Origin of the sequence: Duganella hordei (assembly GCF_040369125.1) — a bacterium.
In the GTDB taxonomy this organism is placed as follows: Bacteria; Pseudomonadota; Gammaproteobacteria; order Burkholderiales; family Burkholderiaceae_D; genus Rugamonas; species Rugamonas hordei.
Genome location: NZ_BPWI01000037.1, coordinates 1 through 16,637, shown reverse-complemented (window position 1 = coordinate 16,637; position 16,637 = coordinate 1). Strand labels below are relative to the sequence as shown.

General features: G+C 59.3%; 22 protein-coding genes. 16 read left to right on the top strand and 6 right to left on the bottom strand.

What is annotated here, in order from left to right:
* Both ABWW33_RS32765 and ABWW33_RS32760 read left to right on the top strand, forming a co-directional pair.
* Nucleotides 1-545 (top strand): 4'-phosphopantetheinyl transferase family protein (locus ABWW33_RS32765; protein ID WP_353405592.1); only part of this gene is annotated, 545 nt, incomplete at its 5' end.
* Nucleotides 542-1,267, top strand: a complete 726-nt coding sequence (locus ABWW33_RS32760) for a polysaccharide deacetylase family protein (RefSeq protein WP_353405591.1) — start codon at nt 542-544, stop codon at nt 1,265-1,267. The genes ABWW33_RS32765 and ABWW33_RS32760, both read left to right, overlap by 4 nt.
* Before the next feature lie 16 nt (nt 1,268-1,283).
* Here ABWW33_RS32760 and ABWW33_RS32755 read toward each other — a convergent pair whose 3' ends face one another.
* Both ABWW33_RS32755 and bla read right to left on the bottom strand, forming a co-directional pair.
* Nucleotides 1,284-1,793 (bottom strand): hypothetical protein, encoded by a 510-nt coding sequence (locus ABWW33_RS32755; protein WP_353405590.1) that lies wholly within the window; start codon nt 1,791-1,793, stop codon nt 1,284-1,286.
* A 31-nt stretch (nt 1,794-1,824) separates the two neighbouring features.
* Nucleotides 1,825-2,712 carry a class A beta-lactamase gene (gene bla, locus ABWW33_RS32750; protein ID WP_353405589.1) on the bottom strand — a complete coding sequence of 296 codons (888 nt, stop codon included), beginning with the start codon at nt 2,710-2,712 and terminating at the stop codon, nt 1,825-1,827.
* Between the two features lie 117 nt (nt 2,713-2,829).
* On the opposite strand from bla, the gene ABWW33_RS32745 reads away from it, so the two are divergent.
* From ABWW33_RS32745 to ABWW33_RS32735, 3 genes are read left to right on the top strand one after another with little or no spacing between them, the layout of a single operon-like run.
* Nucleotides 2,830-4,356, top strand: a complete 1,527-nt coding sequence (locus tag ABWW33_RS32745; protein ID WP_353405588.1) for an FAD-dependent monooxygenase — start codon at nt 2,830-2,832, stop codon at nt 4,354-4,356.
* Nucleotides 4,357-4,391: 35 nt separating this feature from the next.
* Complete coding sequence (locus tag ABWW33_RS32740) at nt 4,392-5,087, top strand: glutamine amidotransferase (RefSeq protein WP_176651462.1); 696 nt, start codon at nt 4,392-4,394, stop codon at nt 5,085-5,087.
* Nucleotides 5,080-6,948: a DUF885 domain-containing protein gene (locus ABWW33_RS32735; protein ID WP_353405587.1), complete on the top strand. Its 1,869-nt coding sequence runs from the start codon at nt 5,080-5,082 to the stop codon at nt 6,946-6,948. Before ABWW33_RS32740 ends, ABWW33_RS32735 begins: the two co-directional genes overlap by 8 nt.
* On the opposite strand, the gene ABWW33_RS32730 is transcribed toward ABWW33_RS32735, so the two are convergent.
* The 4 genes from ABWW33_RS32730 to ABWW33_RS32715 all read right to left on the bottom strand — a co-directional run bounded on the left by ABWW33_RS32730 (nt 6,926) and on the right by ABWW33_RS32715 (nt 10,795).
* Complete coding sequence (locus ABWW33_RS32730; protein ID WP_353405586.1) at nt 6,926-8,185, bottom strand: glycosyltransferase family 39 protein; 1,260 nt, start codon at nt 8,183-8,185, stop codon at nt 6,926-6,928. The two genes, ABWW33_RS32735 and ABWW33_RS32730, sit on opposite strands and share 23 nt — an antisense overlap.
* A gap of 21 nt (nt 8,186-8,206) precedes the next feature.
* Nucleotides 8,207-8,572, bottom strand: a complete 366-nt coding sequence (locus tag ABWW33_RS32725) for a DMT family transporter (protein WP_176651464.1) — start codon at nt 8,570-8,572, stop codon at nt 8,207-8,209.
* Nucleotides 8,569-10,038 (bottom strand): UbiA family prenyltransferase, encoded by a 1,470-nt coding sequence (locus ABWW33_RS32720; protein WP_353405585.1) that lies wholly within the window; start codon nt 10,036-10,038, stop codon nt 8,569-8,571. Before ABWW33_RS32720 ends, ABWW33_RS32725 begins: the two co-directional genes overlap by 4 nt.
* Before the next feature lie 67 nt (nt 10,039-10,105).
* The gene (locus tag ABWW33_RS32715; RefSeq protein ID WP_353405584.1) at nt 10,106-10,795 is read right to left on the bottom strand and encodes a GNAT family N-acetyltransferase; all 690 of its coding nucleotides are present in this window, start codon (nt 10,793-10,795) and stop codon (nt 10,106-10,108) included.
* A gap of 93 nt (nt 10,796-10,888) precedes the next feature.
* Here ABWW33_RS32715 and ABWW33_RS32710 point away from each other — a divergent pair, with 93 nt between their 5' ends.
* From ABWW33_RS32710 to ABWW33_RS32660, 11 genes are all read left to right on the top strand, one after another.
* Entirely contained in the window at nt 10,889-11,398 is a 510-nt protein-coding gene (locus ABWW33_RS32710) for a hypothetical protein (RefSeq protein ID WP_353405583.1), read from the top strand.
* A gap of 161 nt (nt 11,399-11,559) precedes the next feature.
* Nucleotides 11,560-11,775 carry a DUF6434 domain-containing protein gene (locus tag ABWW33_RS32705; protein WP_353405582.1) on the top strand — a complete coding sequence of 72 codons (216 nt, stop codon included), beginning with the start codon at nt 11,560-11,562 and terminating at the stop codon, nt 11,773-11,775.
* Between the two features lie 369 nt (nt 11,776-12,144).
* Nucleotides 12,145-12,507, top strand: coding sequence for a DUF6232 family protein (locus ABWW33_RS32700; RefSeq protein ID WP_353405581.1), 363 nt, complete (start codon nt 12,145-12,147; stop codon nt 12,505-12,507).
* Between the two features lie 79 nt (nt 12,508-12,586).
* A complete protein-coding gene (locus ABWW33_RS32695) occupies nt 12,587-12,907 on the top strand; it encodes a hypothetical protein (RefSeq protein ID WP_353405580.1) in 321 nt (106 codons plus the stop codon).
* 94 nt (nt 12,908-13,001) lie between these two features.
* A complete protein-coding gene (locus tag ABWW33_RS32690; protein ID WP_353405579.1) occupies nt 13,002-13,412 on the top strand; it encodes a hypothetical protein in 411 nt (136 codons plus the stop codon).
* Nucleotides 13,413-13,493: 81 nt separating this feature from the next.
* Nucleotides 13,494-13,922, top strand: coding sequence for a hypothetical protein (locus tag ABWW33_RS32685; protein WP_353405578.1), 429 nt, complete (start codon nt 13,494-13,496; stop codon nt 13,920-13,922).
* Between the two features lie 49 nt (nt 13,923-13,971).
* Nucleotides 13,972-14,337: a hypothetical protein gene (locus ABWW33_RS32680; protein WP_353405577.1), complete on the top strand. Its 366-nt coding sequence runs from the start codon at nt 13,972-13,974 to the stop codon at nt 14,335-14,337.
* Nucleotides 14,338-14,461: 124 nt separating this feature from the next.
* The gene (locus ABWW33_RS32675) at nt 14,462-14,968 is read left to right on the top strand and encodes an O-acetyl-ADP-ribose deacetylase (protein ID WP_353405576.1); all 507 of its coding nucleotides are present in this window, start codon (nt 14,462-14,464) and stop codon (nt 14,966-14,968) included.
* A 102-nt stretch (nt 14,969-15,070) separates the two neighbouring features.
* Nucleotides 15,071-15,712 (top strand): DUF6624 domain-containing protein, encoded by a 642-nt coding sequence (locus tag ABWW33_RS32670; protein ID WP_353405575.1) that lies wholly within the window; start codon nt 15,071-15,073, stop codon nt 15,710-15,712.
* Between the two features lie 300 nt (nt 15,713-16,012).
* A complete protein-coding gene (locus ABWW33_RS32665; RefSeq protein ID WP_353405574.1) occupies nt 16,013-16,201 on the top strand; it encodes a hypothetical protein in 189 nt (62 codons plus the stop codon).
* 111 nt (nt 16,202-16,312) lie between these two features.
* On the top strand, nt 16,313-16,637 hold a 325-nt coding region (locus ABWW33_RS32660; protein WP_353405573.1), incomplete at its 3' end, for an IS110 family transposase.

The following is a 16,637-nucleotide window of genomic DNA, read 5'->3' as shown; positions in this document are numbered from 1 at the left end:
GACATGAGCTGAGCTCATGTCCGATTGCCGGAACTGACCCCGCCTTGATCCGCTCGGCCCAGCGTGCCAACATCCGGCGCGCGGCGCGCGAGGTGCTGGCCGCGCTCACCGGCGAACCGGCCAGCTGTTTCGGCATCCAATCCCAGCCCGGCGGACCGTTGAACGTGATCGTCGGAGGCCACGACAGCACCATCGGCTGCTCGTTCAGCCACGAAGACGGCTATTCGCTGGCCGCCATTCACCTGCACGGCGCAATCGGCGTCGATATGATGCGCGTGCAGGACATCCCCGACTGGGAGGCCGTGGCGCGCGACTACCTCGGCCCCACCGTCACGGCGGCGCTGCAAGCCACGCCGGCCGCCGAACGCCCCCTCGCCTTCGCGCTTGCCTGGACCCGTCGTGAGGCCGAGCTAAAATGCCGGGGATCTCAACTCGCGGAATGGCCCGCAAGCGGCGGCACCGGCGCGGTTACAGCCATACCGCTCATCATGAAGCCCGCCGGACTGGCAGGCCATGTAGCCATCTACCAAGGAGGAAGTAAATGAAGGCTGTCGCACTGCTGCTGGGCATACTCGCAACTGCAACCGCAAACGCCGCCGACTGCGGCCCGGACACGCTGGGCACGGCGCGCACGATCACGCTGAAGCGCGAAAGCGCGTTGTATGGCGCCAATCAGCACGCCCCGCTGCCGCTGCAAAAAGGCGAAGTGGTGCTGACCTTCGACGACGGTCCGATTCCGGAAACCACGCCGTTGGTGCTGAAGGCGCTGGCCGACCAATGCGCCAAGGCGACCTTCTTCATGATCGGCGAAAACCTGGCGAAGGCGCCCGAACTGGGACGCCGCGTAGCCGGCGAAGGCCACTCGACGGGCATCCACAGCAACACGCACCCGCACCTGGCGACGCTCGGCGCCGCCGAACAACTGGCCGACCTGAAACAGGCGCAAGCGAGCTACCAGGCCGCCTTCGGCAGCGCGGCGCCGGCCTACCGTTTTCCGTTTTTGGAAGAAACGCCAACCATGCTGGCCGCTCTGAAAGAGGCCAGCATCACCGTCGCCTCGATCGACCTCGGCATCAACGACTGGCTGCCGGACGACACCAACGAGATCCTCGCCGCGCGCCTGGTCAAGAGCCTGGACGCGAGCAACGGCGGCGGCATCATCCTCATGCATGACGCCAACCCGCCGACGGCGAAAGCCATCCCCACGCTGCTCAAGGTCCTCAAGAGCAAGGGCTACCGCGTGGTGCACGTGGAGTGGGAAAAATAAAGGGGAAAATAAAGTCTCAGGGCGCGTCGAGGAAGAAGATGGCGGCGGCCTTGGCCGGCGCCTTTTCGGTCGGCTTGTCGATCTGCACCTGGGCGCAATCCTCGACCACCAGGCTGCGCCAGTTGCCCACGCCGGCGTTGGCGAACGCCGTGTGAGCCTTCGATCCCAGGCTGATATCCAGCGCCAGCCGTGCATTGCGCTCGCCGGTCTTGGCGTAGTTCACGCCGCGCAATTCGAAGCCGAACGCCGTCAGCCACGGCTCCCACAAGCCGCTCTCCACGCCCTTGACGATACGGGCCAGCATTTCCTCCAGCGGCAGGCCTTTCTTGACCACGCCGCGCAACACCTGCAGCGACGGCGCGAAGCGCGCGTCGGTGCTCTGTTTGCCGGCGCCGCTTTCGCCGATCGCCTTCAATTCCTTGGAAAACGCCGCATCGCGCTCGGTGTAGTCACGCATGCGCGTATAGAAACCGCTATCCAGAAAAGGATTGGCTGCTCGGGATGGTGGCTGTTTTTTATCGGTCATGGCGTGCTCGCTTCAGTGTAAGGGGCGTAGTTTAGCCGACCCGGAACGCCTCCGATACTATCTTCGCCGCTTCGGCGATGATTTCGCTGCGCGGCTTGTCGTCCTTGCCCGGCTGCGTCAGGTACGTTACCAGCACGATCGGCGCCCTGCCGGGAGGCCACAGCACGGCTATGTCGTTGGTGGTGCCATGCTCGCCGGTGCCGGTCTTGTCGGCCACCTGCCAGTTGGACGGCACGCCGGCGCGGATGCGCGTGTCGCCGGTGGTATTCCCCAGCATCCAGTCCTTGAGCTGCTTGCGCTGCGCCGGCGGCAGGCCGTCGCCCAGCACCAGCTTGTGCAGCGACGCCGCCATCGCCGCCGGCGTCGTGGTGTCGCGCGGATCGCCAGGCACGGCGGTGTTGAGCTCCGTCTCCATGCGGTCCAGCCGGAATTCGTTGTCGCCGATCGAGCGCGCGAACGCCGTCACCGCGGCCGGCCCGCCGATTTGCTTCATCAGCAGGTTGGCCGCCGCGTTGTCGCTGTACTGGATGGTGGCCTCGCACAGCGCCGCCACCGTCATGCCCTTGCCGACGTGCTTGCCGGTCACCGGCGAGTACGCCACCAGATCGCTCTTCGAGTAGGCCACGCGTTTTTTCAGCAGCGACGGCTCCTTCGCCAGCACCGCCGCCGACAGCATGGTCTTGAAGGTGCTGCAGAACGGGAAGCGTTCGTCGGCGCGGTGTAGAAGCTGGCGGCCGTCGGCGGTGTTCAGCGCGGCCACGCCGAGGCGGCCGCCCGATTCGGCCTCCAGCTTGGCCAGCAGCGCCGCCGGCGTCAGCGGCGTGGCGGCGGGCGGACTGTCCAGCAATTCGGCGGCTCGGGTCAAAGGCGCGGCGGCCAGCGCCAGCAGCAAGGTGCGGCGTTTGGTGAAGTCGGTCATGGCTAATGATGTTGGTTAAATAATATTACTCAATATTACCAGCCCATCCTTAAATCCAGCCGTTCGCCGTCTCTCAATTGAGCGCACCGCATTCCCCCTCGGATGTAGACTGGTTCCATGGCTTCTCAAGTACTCATCGCAGGCGCCGGTCCCACCGGCCTGGTGCTCGCCATCCGGCTGGCGCGGCATGGTATTGCCATCCGCATCATCGACAAGAACAGCGGCCCGGGCCAGGCTTCGCGCGCAATGGCCGTGCATGCGCGCACGCTGGAGTTCTACCGCCAGCTCGGCTTTGGCGACACCGTCGTCAACCTGGGCATTCCGATCCACGCGATCCGCTTGCGCGAGGCCGGCGAGGAAATCGCCGAGCTGCCGCTGCCCGACATCGGCGCCGGCCTCAGTCCCTACCCGTTCGTGCTGTCCTTCCCGCAGGACGACCACGAGCGCTTCCTGGTCGCGCAATTGAAAGCGGAAGGCGTCGACGTCGAGTGGAACACCGAACTCGAATCGTTCACGCAGGACGAATGGGGCGTGCGCGCCGTGCTGGAGCGCGACGGCGAACGCATCGCCTGCAGCGCCGCCTACCTGTGCGGCTGCGACGGCGCCCGCAGCCGGGTGCGCGAGTCGCTGAAGCTCGACTTTTCCGGCGGCACCTACGACCACCTGTACTACGTGACCGACGTCAAGGTCGCCGGCCCGGACAACCGCGACCTGATAGGCCACCTCGGCGCCAACACGTTCGCGCTGATGCTGCCGGTGCGCTCGAGCGGCATGCAGCGGCTGATCGGCATCATGCCGCCGCAGGCCGAGGCCAAGCCCGAGCCGGATTTTGAAGACATCCGCCGGGTGCTGGAACCGCTGCTCGGCATCCGTGTGGAACAGGTGAACTGGTTCTCGACCTACCGCGTGCATCACCGCGTGGCCGGGCAATTCCGCGTCGGCCGCTGCTTCATCGCCGGCGACGCCGCCCACATCCACAGCCCGGCCGGCGGCCAGGGCATGAACACCGGCATCGGCGACGCCGTCAACCTGTCGTGGAAACTGGCCCACGTGCTGCAGGGCCGGGCCACCGCCGCCCTGCTCGACACCTACCAGGCCGAACGCATCGTCTTTGCCCGCAGGCTGGTGGCCACCACCGACCGCGCGTTCCAGCTGATCGTCTCGCAGGGCGCGGGCGGCCAGCTGCTGCGGGGCTGGCTGGTGCCGCATGTGTTCCCGGTGCTGGCCGGCTTCGCGGCGGCGCGCCGCACGCTGTTCAAGACCATCTCGCAGGTGCAGATCCACTATCCCGACAGCCCGCTGAGCGGCGGCCGCGCCGGCGAAGTGATCGGCGGCGACCGTCTGCCGTGGGTGCCGCAGCCCGGCGGCGCGGACAACTTTGCCTCGCTGCAGTCGCTGGCCTGGCAGCTGCACATCTACGGCACACCCGATCCGGCGCTGGCCGCCGCCGCCCAAGCCCTGGGACTGCCGCTGCAAGCCTGGCCATGGAGCGAAACCGCCGAAACAGCCGGCCTGCTGCGCGATGCAGCCTATCTGATTCGTCCCGACATGCACGTGGCGCTGGCCCTGCCGCGTCAGGAAATCGACACACTGCATGAGCTTGTTACACGCTATCACTTGCGTTTTATGCAGGAGTTGCATTAAGGTAATGAAAATTACAAAATAGTCGGGAGACCACCTTGAAAAAAGCCGTCGCAATCCGCCACGTCATGTATGAAGACGTCGGCAGTTTCGCCGCACCCCTCTCGTCCGCCGGCTACAAGTTGCAGTACCTGGAAGCCGGCGTGGACGATCTCGCGCCCGCCGCGGACGCCGACCTGCTGATCGTGCTGGGCGGCCCGATCAGCGTCAACGACACCCGCCACTACCCGTTCATCGCCGACGAGGTCGCGCTGCTGCGCCAGCGCCTGTTCGTCGAACGACCGACGCTGGGCCTTTGCCTGGGCGGCCAGCTGATGGCCAAGGCGCTGGGCGCCAGCGTCCATTCCGGCATCCGCGAAATCGGCTGGGAGCCGCTGACCCTGACCGCGGCCGGCGCCGCTTCGCCGCTGCGCCACGTCGGCCCCGACCACACCTCGATGCTGCACTGGCACGGCGACACCTTCGACATGCCGCCGGGCGCATCGCTGCTGGCTTCGACCCCGGCTTGCCGGCACCAGGCGTTTGCCATCGACCATTTTGCGCTGGCGTTCCAGTGCCATCCCGAATTCAGCCCGGCCCGGCTGGAGCAATGGCTGATCGGCCACGCGGTCGAGTTGGTGCATGCCGGCGTACACTTGCAGGATCTGCGCGCTAACACCGCCAACCACGGCCCCACGCTGGTGCACCAGGGGGCGCTCATGCTCAAAGAATGGATCAAAGGATTCCGTGCCTAATCAATCTCAACAACCTCAAAGCTTCTCCCGCCGCGACCTGCTGCTGTCCGCGCTGTCGGCCACCGCCGTCAGCGCCTTGCCCGGCTTCGCGCTGGCCCAGCCGGCGCCGTCCGATGCGCGCTTCACCGCCCTGCTCGACACCTTCGCCGACGAGATCCTGCGCCTGACGCCGACCACCGCCACCTCGCTGGGCATGGACAAGGACGGCCGCGCCGCACTCAAATCGCAGCTGGAAGACGCTTCCCCCGCAGGCGACGCCGCCTGGGCCACGCAGGTGCAATCGATGCTGGGCCGGCTGTCCGCGCTGGACCGCGGCACGCTGAGCGCCGACGCCCAGATCCGCTACGACACCGTGCGCTACGCCGCCAACGAAGGCGCGGCCGGGTTGCGCTTCCGGTTCGGCGGCGCCGCCAGCGGCTTCTTCGGCGGCACCTCGCCCTTCCCGGTTACCCAGCAGGACGGCGCGCTGACCCGCATCCCCGAATTCCTCGATTCGCAGCACCAGATCGCCAACGCCGCCGATGCCGAGGCCTATCTGGAACGCGTGTCGGCGATGGCGCGCGTGCTGGACCAGGAAACTGCGCGCATCGTCGAGCAGGCCGGCCACGACATCATGCCGCCGAACTTCATCGCCCACACCGCGCTGGGCCAGTTGCGCGACTTCCGCAAGACGCCGGTCGCCGCGCAAAAGCTGGTGACCTCGATCGCCGAGCGCACGCGCAAGCTGGGCCTCGCCGGCGACTGGGATGCGCGTGCCACCAAGCTGGTGAACGGCATGGTCTATCCGGCGCTGGAGCGCCAGATCGCCGCCTTCGCCAAGGCCACCGCCAAAGCCACCGACGTCGCCGGCGTGCACCGCCTGCCGGACGGCGCGGCATACTACGAATGGGCGCTCAGGCTGGGCACCTCGACCAGCCGCAGCGCGCAGGAGATCCACGCCATCGGCCTGGAACAGAACAAGCAGCTGCAATCGCGCATCGACGCCATCCTCAAGGCGCAGGGCATCACGCAAGGCACGGTGGGCGCGCGCATGCGGGCGCTGGCCAAGGATCCGAAGCGCTTCTACGCCGACAACGACGCCGGCCGCGAACAACTGATCGCCTACTGCAATGAGCGCGTCAACGCGGTGCGCGCGCTGATGCCGAAGATCTCGCACATGGACCTGAAGGTGCCGCTGCAGATCAAGCGGGTGCCGGTCGATATCGAAGCCGGCGCGGCGCTCGGCTACATGAACTTCGCCTCGCTGGACGGCTCGCGCCCGGCGATCTACTACATCAACCTGAAATCGACGACGCTGTGGCCGAAGTCCGAGCTGGCCACGCTGACCGCGCACGAAGGCTTGCCGGGACATGCGTTCCAGGGCGCCTACCTGGCCGAGCATCACAACGAGCTGCCGCTGATTTCGTCGCTGATGGGCTTTAACGCCTTCGTCGAAGGCTGGGCCTTGTATGCGGAGCAGCTGGTGGACGAATTCGGCTTGTACGCCAACGACCCGTTCAGCCAGATCGGCTATCTGCAGGCGCAGCAGTTCCGCGCCTGCCGCCTGGTGGTCGACACCGGCATGCACGCGCTGAAATGGACGCGCCAGCAGGCGATCCGCTTCCTGGTCGAGAACACCGGCCGCGGCTTGCCGGCGATGACCAGCGAGATCGATCGCTACAGCGTATCGCCGGGACAGGCCTGCGGCTACAAGATGGGCCACAACGAAATCCTGCGCCAGCGCGAACGCGCCAAGGCCGCGCTGGGCGGCAAGTTCGACCTGGCCGCCTTCAACGATGCGCTGGTGCAAAGCTGCGGCGTGCCGCTGACGGTGCTGCCGACCGTGGTCGACCGCTACATCAGCGAGGCGAAGAAGGCATAAGAGCGAAGGGATCCGCCGGGCGCTGCCGCTTACGCGCCCGGATCAGCTGCTCGACGGCCATGGCGGCAAGAATGATCAACAAGGGCATAATCGGCTCCCTGTAGCGGTAAATCACGTAAAAAATCATATGCACCGACGTGTAGCACAGCGCGGCAAGCCAGAGCAGGCAAGTATTTCTGGTTCGTAGCCGTCGATAAGCAAGGCCGCCCACCGCCGAGCCGCAGATCAAAAGATATTGCGCCAGCCACGCCAAGCGCGTCAAGGCTTCTCCTTTGGGCTGAGGGCCTTCCCCCTCGTGTACCGGAGGCATCCAGAACAGGACGACTTTTTTAAACGACAGGGCGAGGAACCGGTTCGGATTCTGCTTTATCCAGGCAATCGCCTCGTGTTTCAATGTGTCATTTGCCACGACCTCCCCTTGCTTGCGTAACTGATGCCAGGTAGCGCCCCTTGGCGTGTCGGCAATGGAAATAAACATGCCGTCCGCGGCGGCATTGTTACCCAGGTAGAGATTGAAGCCCCCATTGGTGTTTAAAACCGGGGCGCCAAGGACTTGATAGTTGCGTATCAGCCAGGGCGCCACGACGAGCAAGGCGACCAATACGGTCAAGCCGAGTCTTGCCAGTTTTCGGCGCAAAGACAAGGGTGAAATCATCAGCGCAATCACAAAAACCGGGGTAAGCGTCAAGCCGGAATTTCCAGTGATCGCAAGCAGTCCGAGAATAGCGCCAACCAGGATCGCAATCCGCGCCGACGGATTGCAGCTGCATCGCAAGGAAAGCAGGACGACACCGAGCATCAGCGGCATCATCAGATTTTCTTTGGCAAGGTATGCCGCATAAATCCACGACGGCAGGTAAATGGCGAATATACCGACACTGAGCAACCGCCCCGCCTTGCCAGCGCCAGCCTCTTTCGCGATCAGATGAATCAACCACGCGCTGACGGTGCATAGCAATGCATTCGCAAACAGCGCCGCCAGCAAATGGTGGCCAAAGACGGCAAAAACCGGCGCCAAAACAAACAAGGGGTAGCCGGCACTCAGGAATGCGGAATTGCCCCCCTCTACCAACCCGTTGCCAGCCACCAGGTTCATCGCCATCTGCTCATATCCAGCGTAGTCGCTGACAGGCTGGAATTGCAGGGCAAAAGCTGTCGCGGTCCGCACCAAAAGCGCGAACACCAAAATCAAAGCCAGCCACTGCTTTTCACTGACACGGGCAAACATTGGACGCATGTCGCTGCTCCGATAGATCAGCTAACTCTTGCTGACTAAAAAAACCCCCGCGCAGATCAGCGCAACCCCGCCGGCACGCAGCATCGTCACCTGCTCTCCCGCTAACAAGCCGACAATGACGGTTAGTCCAAAGCCCAGTCCAACCAAGGGATATGCCTTGCTGATGTCCCACCTGGATAACACCCCGAGCCAGACTATGGCGCCCACCCCATAAAGGAAAAAACCGCTCAACACGAACCTGTTTGAAAACACCGTGAAGGCGGTACGCAGAGCCAGCGGCTGTGCCATGACCTCCCTCACATCCGCACTGGACATGCCTGCCTTCAAGGAAAACTGGGCCATGACAGAGAGCGCGATGCTCAAGACGGCAATGAAAAGAGTATTCATAGCATTCCATCCAACGCAAGAAAGTGTGCTATCAGCATCGTGACTGCCATGACGATGACGGTGCTGCGGCTGCCACGGTCTTTGATCGCATAGATCACGGGATCGTCGTGCATCTCTCCGCGCGAGGTCTTGATCCAAAGCCGGGCCAGCCAGTAAATCAATCCTATGGCCACGAGCCATAACAGACCAGGTGTCGCGTAGCGGGATTGGGTATCGGGGGAATTGATAAAAAGCCCGAAGACAACGACTGCCGACATGGCGGACGCCACACCCAGTGGCGACAGTACCGCCAGGTCCGCCACCCGGTAATCGCGGCCGCGTGCGGCTATATTTCCGATCTGTTCCAGCGAGATTAGTTCGGAACAGCGCTTCACCAATGCCAAACTCAGGAACATGAAAACCGAAAAGGCCAACAACCACTCGCTGGTGGGGATTGCGGCAGCCACAGAGCCGGCAAGGATGCGCAGCGTGTAAAGCAGAGACAGCATGATCACGTCAATCAGCACGTATTCCTTGAACATCCAGCTATAGCTGCTGGTAAGAATTACGTACAGGAGCAACATTAGGAAGAAAGCCTGGGAGACTACCAGAGCCAAGGCAAACGCCAGCATGAGCAAACAGCCGGCGACCACAAGCCCGGTAAGTATCGGTATCCTGGCGCTGGCGAATGGACGGTCCTTTTTTCGGGGATGAGCGCGGTCGCTTTCCAGATCCCACAAATCGTTGAACATATACGTTGCGGAAGCGGCAGACGAAAATGACAGGAAGGCCAGCGCTATTGTCGCGAGCTTCCCAATGTCCATGAAGGAAAAGGCGGTTAGCAAGGGCACGAACAACAGCAGGTTTTTCAGCCATTGGTGTACCCGCAATGCCTTCATCCATGTGGAAAAGCCAATTGGCTCTTTCGAAAATTCCTGCTCGACCGGGTTTCGGTCGCGGACGGATTTGGCCAGGCCTGCCGAAGCCCCAACCAGAATGGCTGCTTGCGCGGCGTTCCATATCGGGATGTCTGAACGACTATCGCCGGCATAGACGAAGTCTGTTCCAAGCTTTTCCTGTATGGCTTCAAGTTTGACGCTGCCCTTGAGATTGCGGCCCATGTCGGTAGCCAATACGTCATCGAACAACGCAAGGTGGTCGGATACGCCCTGGGCGATTGATTTATGCGCCGCCGTTGCCAGGATGATATGGCGCCCCTTGCTTTTTTCACTGCGCAGATAAACCAGCAACGCCTCGCGGTAGGGCAAGCGGTCCGCCGAGATGGCGGCACGGGAGCAGACCGCATCCTTGAACGCCGCGCGACCTTTCAGTAGCCAGAAAGGCAGGCGCAGTAAATTGAGCGGCGATTGCTTGATGAACTGGATGACCGACTCGACAAGCGTATCCGTTGCGGTCAATGTCCCGTCGAGATCGACAACTATTGGCCAAGCGGCTGCTGAATTGACTTGGACCAGGTCGATTTTCATCTGCGGCATCTCAAGACGGGATCGCCTTACTATAAGCTCGACGCCAAGGGGACCGATGTCGACTGCGTCAAATAAACGCTTCAAATTTCCTTGTCAGGATTAATGGGAGCGGAGGTGGCGGAATCGCCACCGTAGAGTAAGGCGAACGCACGTACCAGCCGAGCGCCGAATAGAGCGCCCGGCCCTCCTCCGTGGCCACCAGTACCCGTTGCGCCGCGCCTGATTGCTGTATCGCCCCCAGCGCCGCCATCAGCACCCTGCCCAAGCCCCGCCGCCGGTGCGCGGCGGCGGTGAAGATGCGGTCGAAAATGAATACGCCGGCGTATTCAGCCGCATGACCGATGGCGGCAAGCGCGCCGTCCTCCGCAAAAATACGTACCGTCGCAATCGGATAGTTTTCCTCCACATCGATCCGATATCCGGCAGGCAGCGGCGGCACCCCATCGCGGACGCCGTCCCGCATCATCAGGTAAGCGGAGGGCTGGAGCTGCCACCTGGGCGGCACAAGCGCCAGCAATTGCTCGCCGGTGCCGCACATCTTGATCAGGGTGTATGGCGTCGTAATCGACTGGCCCAGCTCGCGTATTCCTTGCATCGGGCCGGCAAAGACGTAACGCTGGTTTTCATGGGGCAGGCCGCTATCGACACGCAGCCCGCCATGGTCCGCCACCGGCAGCGGCAGGCCGTGCGCCAGCGATCGCGCGCCGAGCCAGCCGGCGAGTAGGTCGGGCAGTGACAATGCGTGCATTTTCCTCATTGATAGAATGCTATCCTTCCGAATATCATAAAGGCAATTGCCCAGCCGAGGCTCCGCTGAGTTCATCACATCAAATGACGAAGCTTTGAAATTATGGAACAAAAAAAAGGAATTGTGGGCCAGCCTCGGCGAGATGATCTTGTCTTCTTCCTCATCTCTGTCGCTCTGATGCCTGTTTTGGTTTTGTATTTCACACAGCGCGCCCTTACAACGATTGTTTGCGTCGCCGCTTGGGCTGTAGTCTGGGCGGGGTCAGGAATCATACTCCTTTCACGAAAATCGGAATTCGACCCTGGTCAGCAAATAGTATGGCGACATTTTGGCCCGTGCCGCCGGCTGTCGATTGCCCACAAGGCGGAGAAATTTGAAAAGGTCGAGCGCATACTCGTTGCGGAAGGCAGCAGGGGATCAGCTCATCGCATCGATATCGTTCTGTGGACCAAGCATGACGGATCGAAATTCGTATTTTCCAGCATTCTGTATCCTGGTGACGTCAAGTGGGCAATTCTGGATGCGCCATCGCTGGTACTCGCAAGAGCATTGGCTGCCGGACTCGGCTGCAAGTGGGAGAATCAGGGGTTTGCATCTTCAGCGCGTAGATGATTACCAACGCACGGGGTCAGTTTCCGGCAATCTGCCCAGTTAGCGTCAGGAATGACTGAATGCCGGAACTGCCCCCGACGGCTTGAGCTTCGAAGGAGGTAAACTTCGTAGATAAAATTGCCTGTAGTCAAATTGGTGTCTTTGATAGAAGGAATTTGAAGATGAAATTCGATTGGCATGGCGGAGTGATTTCGCGAACAACCGAAATCGACTCTGATTACAAGAACACGCAAAACGTCCGGCGCTTTCTCTCCGGTCAGTGCGGTCCCGATTTCAAATTTGACCGTGAACTGATGGCGTGGGTGCGCAATGGCTTGGCGAAGAACATGGGCGACGTGGCGGACGAATGGACGCGACGCCGCGTTGGAGGCGGCTGAGGGCCACCTCGAATAACCGTTAATTCGTCATTCCCGCGCACGCGGGAATCCATGCTGAGCCTCTGGGCATGCGACGTACGGGCTCCCGCTTTCGCGGGAAGGACAGGTTTTTCGAGACTCCCTGAGTTCGACTACCAGCGGACCGTCAACAGACGGATTTCGAAAGTATGAACAACATCGTTGCAAAGTAGCGAGGCCGAACGCGGCCAGAATCGACGGTTAAAACCACCGAAGAGTAGCCAGCTAGAACCAAGGCGTAAGCCTCTATCGCTATTTCAGGCCATGCTTGGTGACAATTCGCGTATATTCCCAAACGGAAAGTGCGTAAGATTGAAAATCTACTACTGGCGAATAGACAGGAATCTCAGCATGGACGAACGCATTTTCTTCGAGTACGGAGACGTAAAGGTAACGAATGCACGCTTCATCAACGGCGGACAAACCTACGCGATGAACAACGTCACTTCGGTGAAGCCCTATGAAAAGAAACCTAGTCGCGTAGGCGGGATCATTGTGCTAGCGATCGGCATTGTCATCATGATCAATGCCAGCTTTATTACCGGCTTACTTATTGCAGCGGCCGCAGCTTACTACCTGTACCAGCAAAAAACCGTCTACCACATCCTGCTATCGACCTCCGCAGGAGAGACCACCGCCTTAGTGACGTATCAGCGCGATTACCTGAGCCAAGTTATCGCGGCATTGAACAATGCTATCGTACACCGTGGATAATCATTTTCACAGTTGACAAAGAAGTTCTTGGGAGCTGAAAGCCCTGTCCTGGCCGACGTTCGATAAGAATGGATTACAAATGACGCTTAAGCAGTCGCCACATGAAAACAACTCACGCTGGCGCAACGCGGGTTTGGCAGCCTTCGCAGTGGTGGTCGCCCTATTTTCGTTTGTAAGTTCGATCGCGGGAATGAGGGGCCTGGGAGTCACGATGCTCGTAGACGCAGTTGTGCTAATTGCGGCATGTGAAGTGTCATATGGTTGGGATGGAAAAGAATCTCCAGGCCATATAAAAGGCTTTCCAGCCTTCCTAGTCAGCCTGTTAATGGGCGCAACGGGAATCGTGATGATCATTCAACCTAAACTTATGCTGGCTCTCTTCGGTTGGGCAGACGCATAACTTATTTTATAAAACTATAGATCGGGTAGCGTCTGCTACCGGCCACGAGCGGACTTTGAGATAATGGTGCCTATTTAGAATTTATGGAAAATTGATGCGTTTAATTACCAAGTCAGCAGCTGTCCTTATTTTCATGGGAGTGTCTTCTGCTTCAGCTTTGGCCGACACGGATGGCGATGCTTTAGCCGGAAGATTCCTCTACTGTGCCAATGTCTATGATTTTTTCTACAAATACCTGTCAAAGCATGAACCGACGAGCAAGGGTTTAAACGGGTACCGCGAAGGAAAGAACGTGTTCTGGCTTGCAGCTGCCACCGCATCACACGGGGATTTTCTCATCCGTGAAAAAGACTCCGCGACACAAAGAGTGGTTGATGTTTTGGAGCAGGAGAAACGTGAGAAAAGTAACTTAATGGATGCGGAAGCCCGCAGCTGTCTAGCTAGTTTGCAAAACGATGCAATTCCGTTGCTTCAAAAATCACATGGTTCCGGAAAAACTGAGTGAGGCCGTCGTCGGTTTGCGGCCAGCAGCGGACGGTGGTAAAACACCTCAGCTTTCGCGTTTAAGTAATCGTTGGAAAAATAAATGCTCTTTTATTTGTACATGACTGGAAACAAAAGCGTGACTGTCCCTGGCAGGTGTGCCGGTGAGGGGCGCTTCGTCCGCCAGATGGGACCGCCTGGACGTTACGGTGTCATAGATCTGGTTTTGGAGCCTGGCGAGGAGAGCTTTGGACCATGTGTACTCAGCTGGGAGGTGAGTGAATCGCAAATTCCGTTGGCTTTTTTGGATGGAGTTATTTCGGCGATTAAGCACGTCATGACTGAAGAGGAGTTCGCCGGCGACTACCTCTATAACACGGTGATTAGAGTGGTGGGAGGGGATTATAATCAGACGGATTCCAAGCTCAGCTGCTACGCTAGGGCGACTGTTCTCGCGTTGCATGCGGCACTTATAAAAGCTGGCCTTTATGTACCTGCGTTGACGGCACAGGCGGGAGATACGGCAGCATAGTTTCCGTCACCGGCCATAAGTCGCCGCTCGCAACTTTAGATGATTGACGATGATGAAAATGCAGTTCAATGGCACCACTGTCTCGATTGCTTCCCTTGAACAGCTGGGGGCGGTGTTAAACGACTGCGACCTTGTACCAGAATTTGAGCTTTGGGTAGCAGCGGAGTCATTCCCCTCAATGTGCATGCTCCGTAATGGAGAACATGCATGGCTTCTGCATATGCGGAATGACGACGATTCAGTTCACTCAATCGGTGAGTACGTCGGAGACGATGTTTATAGTTTTAGATTGGCGAACGGGCAGGTGGATGAGTATCCGCTTTCTTGGTGCGTCGAGGTCGAGCAATGCTACAAGGCTATCGCCTATTTTTATGTGAACCAGGGAGCAGCTCCCGCATGGATTAAATGGAATTAGCGACGTGCCGAATTCGGCCAGGAACAGTCATTCGACAGCCGTTTTCTGCCACTTCACGCTCAACTACGGACTGCTCTCTGCCTGCCGCGAGTGTTGCTTAGCACGTGTAGTACAGTGATGAACCATGAGACCATTAATACATGCCCTGCGAGCCAACATCACCACCTTGACGGTAGACGCCATCGTCAATGCAGCCAATTCCTCTTTGCTTGGAGGCGGCGGGGTTGACGGCGCCATTCACCGTGCAGCAGGGCCCGAGCTGGTGCATGAATGCCGCCTCCTCGGTGGCTGCAAGACTGGCGAGGCTAAACTAACCAAGGCATATCGCTTGCCGGCCCAATACATCATCCATACGGTTGGCCCAGTCTGGCGTGGAGGCGATCAGGGGGAGCCGGAACTCCTCGCTAGTTGCTACCGCCGCTCAATCACGCTTGCGCGCAGCAAAGCGCTGCGCTCGATAGCATTCCCGAGTATCAGCACCGGGATCTTCGGCTATCCGATCACCTTAGCTGCAACGACTGCCGTGCAGACAGTGCGCGATGCTCTCGTAGGTGCGCCTGAAATAGAGGAAGTCGTGTTCTGTTGCTATTCACCGGAAGATTTGGCTGTTTATGAGGACGCACTCGGTTAAGCTTGTTCGAACCTACTGCTCGCAATTGGCGGTCCTCGTCCGAGTACCATCGACGACTACCGGCCAGTAGCGGACGGATTCGAAGACCCAAGAGAGGTATTGATGATGCAAAGAAAAGCGCTGAAACGAATTTTTCTTCTAGCCGTATCCATCAGTTTTTCGGTGACAGTTAGCGTACACGCCGCCGTTGCCGCTGCTTCACTTCCAACATTGAGAGAAGAGCTCCTTAACATGAAAGAGCTCGACCAGGATGTAAGAGCGCGCGCCGAAAAAGGCGACTTTGAAAAATGGGCGGAGACTGATGCACGCAACCTGCGACGCTTAAAGGAGATCGTAGAACAGTATGGATGGCCAACGTACGAGATGGTTGGAGAAGATGGAGGAAGGGCTGCCTGGCTATTGGCGCAACATGCAGACCGCGACGCCGATTTTCAACGTAAAGTGCTTAAGCTAATGATGCCACTTGTTGATAGCGGACAAGCCTCCCTGAAGGACTATGCATATCTTTATGACCGGACGCATTATCCGCAACGCTTTGGCACCCAGGGGGAATGCATCAGCCGCGAGGAGTGGCAGCCGTTCGAAATCGACGACCTTGCAGGGTTAGCTGAGCGAAGGCGAAAGGCTGGCATGCCAGCGCTCGCTGAATACGCCGCTTTGTTCAAACCAATTTGTGCCAGCTCGTACAACCCGTCTGCGATTGTGCCGGAATCGCGCAAGACCATTCCAGTCCCTCGACCATAAACGGTGCCAGCAGCCGGCCAATAACCGACACTGCCGTAGTGATTTTTATTAAATAGAAGCGTAGATGAACAAGAAATTTCTCATAAGCGCCCCGGCGGGCGCGGGTACCGGAGCTGTTATCTACAGTGGCTTATTGAATGGCTTTTCGCACCTCGATTGGTATAGAGTGATCACTACCGTGATAGTCGCGTTTGTTATTGCTCTGCCTTTAGTTATATTTTCGGCAAAGAAGGACTAGATGCCCGTATCCTGCCAGTAGCCACCATTGTAGAAATTACTGCTGGTTTTATTTAAGGAGAGATGATGCAAGTCTTTAATAAAAAAATTGGCCTTTGTACCCTCATCATTGGTTTAATGGGTATTTGCAGCTACCCGGCTCTTCATGTTAAATTCCCGCTTGCTTTGGGCGATGTAGGTCATGGAATTTGGATAGGGATTTGTCTGGGCCTTGAAGTCCTTGGACTTATTCTTCTTGTCGTTAAAAATTAGAACTCTGGCGGGGTTCGGCCAAAAGCAATGGGATGGACTCCTCCTCACCTATCGGCGTCGATGCGCCTAAACTGGAGTTTCGACACAACCAGTTGAGAGAAGGAGTCCACCATGAAGATTATCCGCGTCGGCGTCGATCTCGCCAAGAGTGTCTTTCAAGTGCACGGGGTTGATCGTTGCGAAAAGGTTGTATGGCGCAAGAAGCTGGGCCGGGCGGAATGGCTGGCGGCGTTGCTGGAGAAGATTGAACCCGGCTGCGAGATCGGTATGGAAGCTTGCGGCGGCGCGCATCATTGGGCCCGGCAATTGCAGAAACGCGGCTTCACGGTGAAGCTCATCGCGCCGCAGTTCGTCAAGCCGTACGTGAAGAGCAACAAGAACGACGCGAATGATGCGGAGGCGATTTGCGAGGCGATGAGCCGCCCGAGCATGCGTT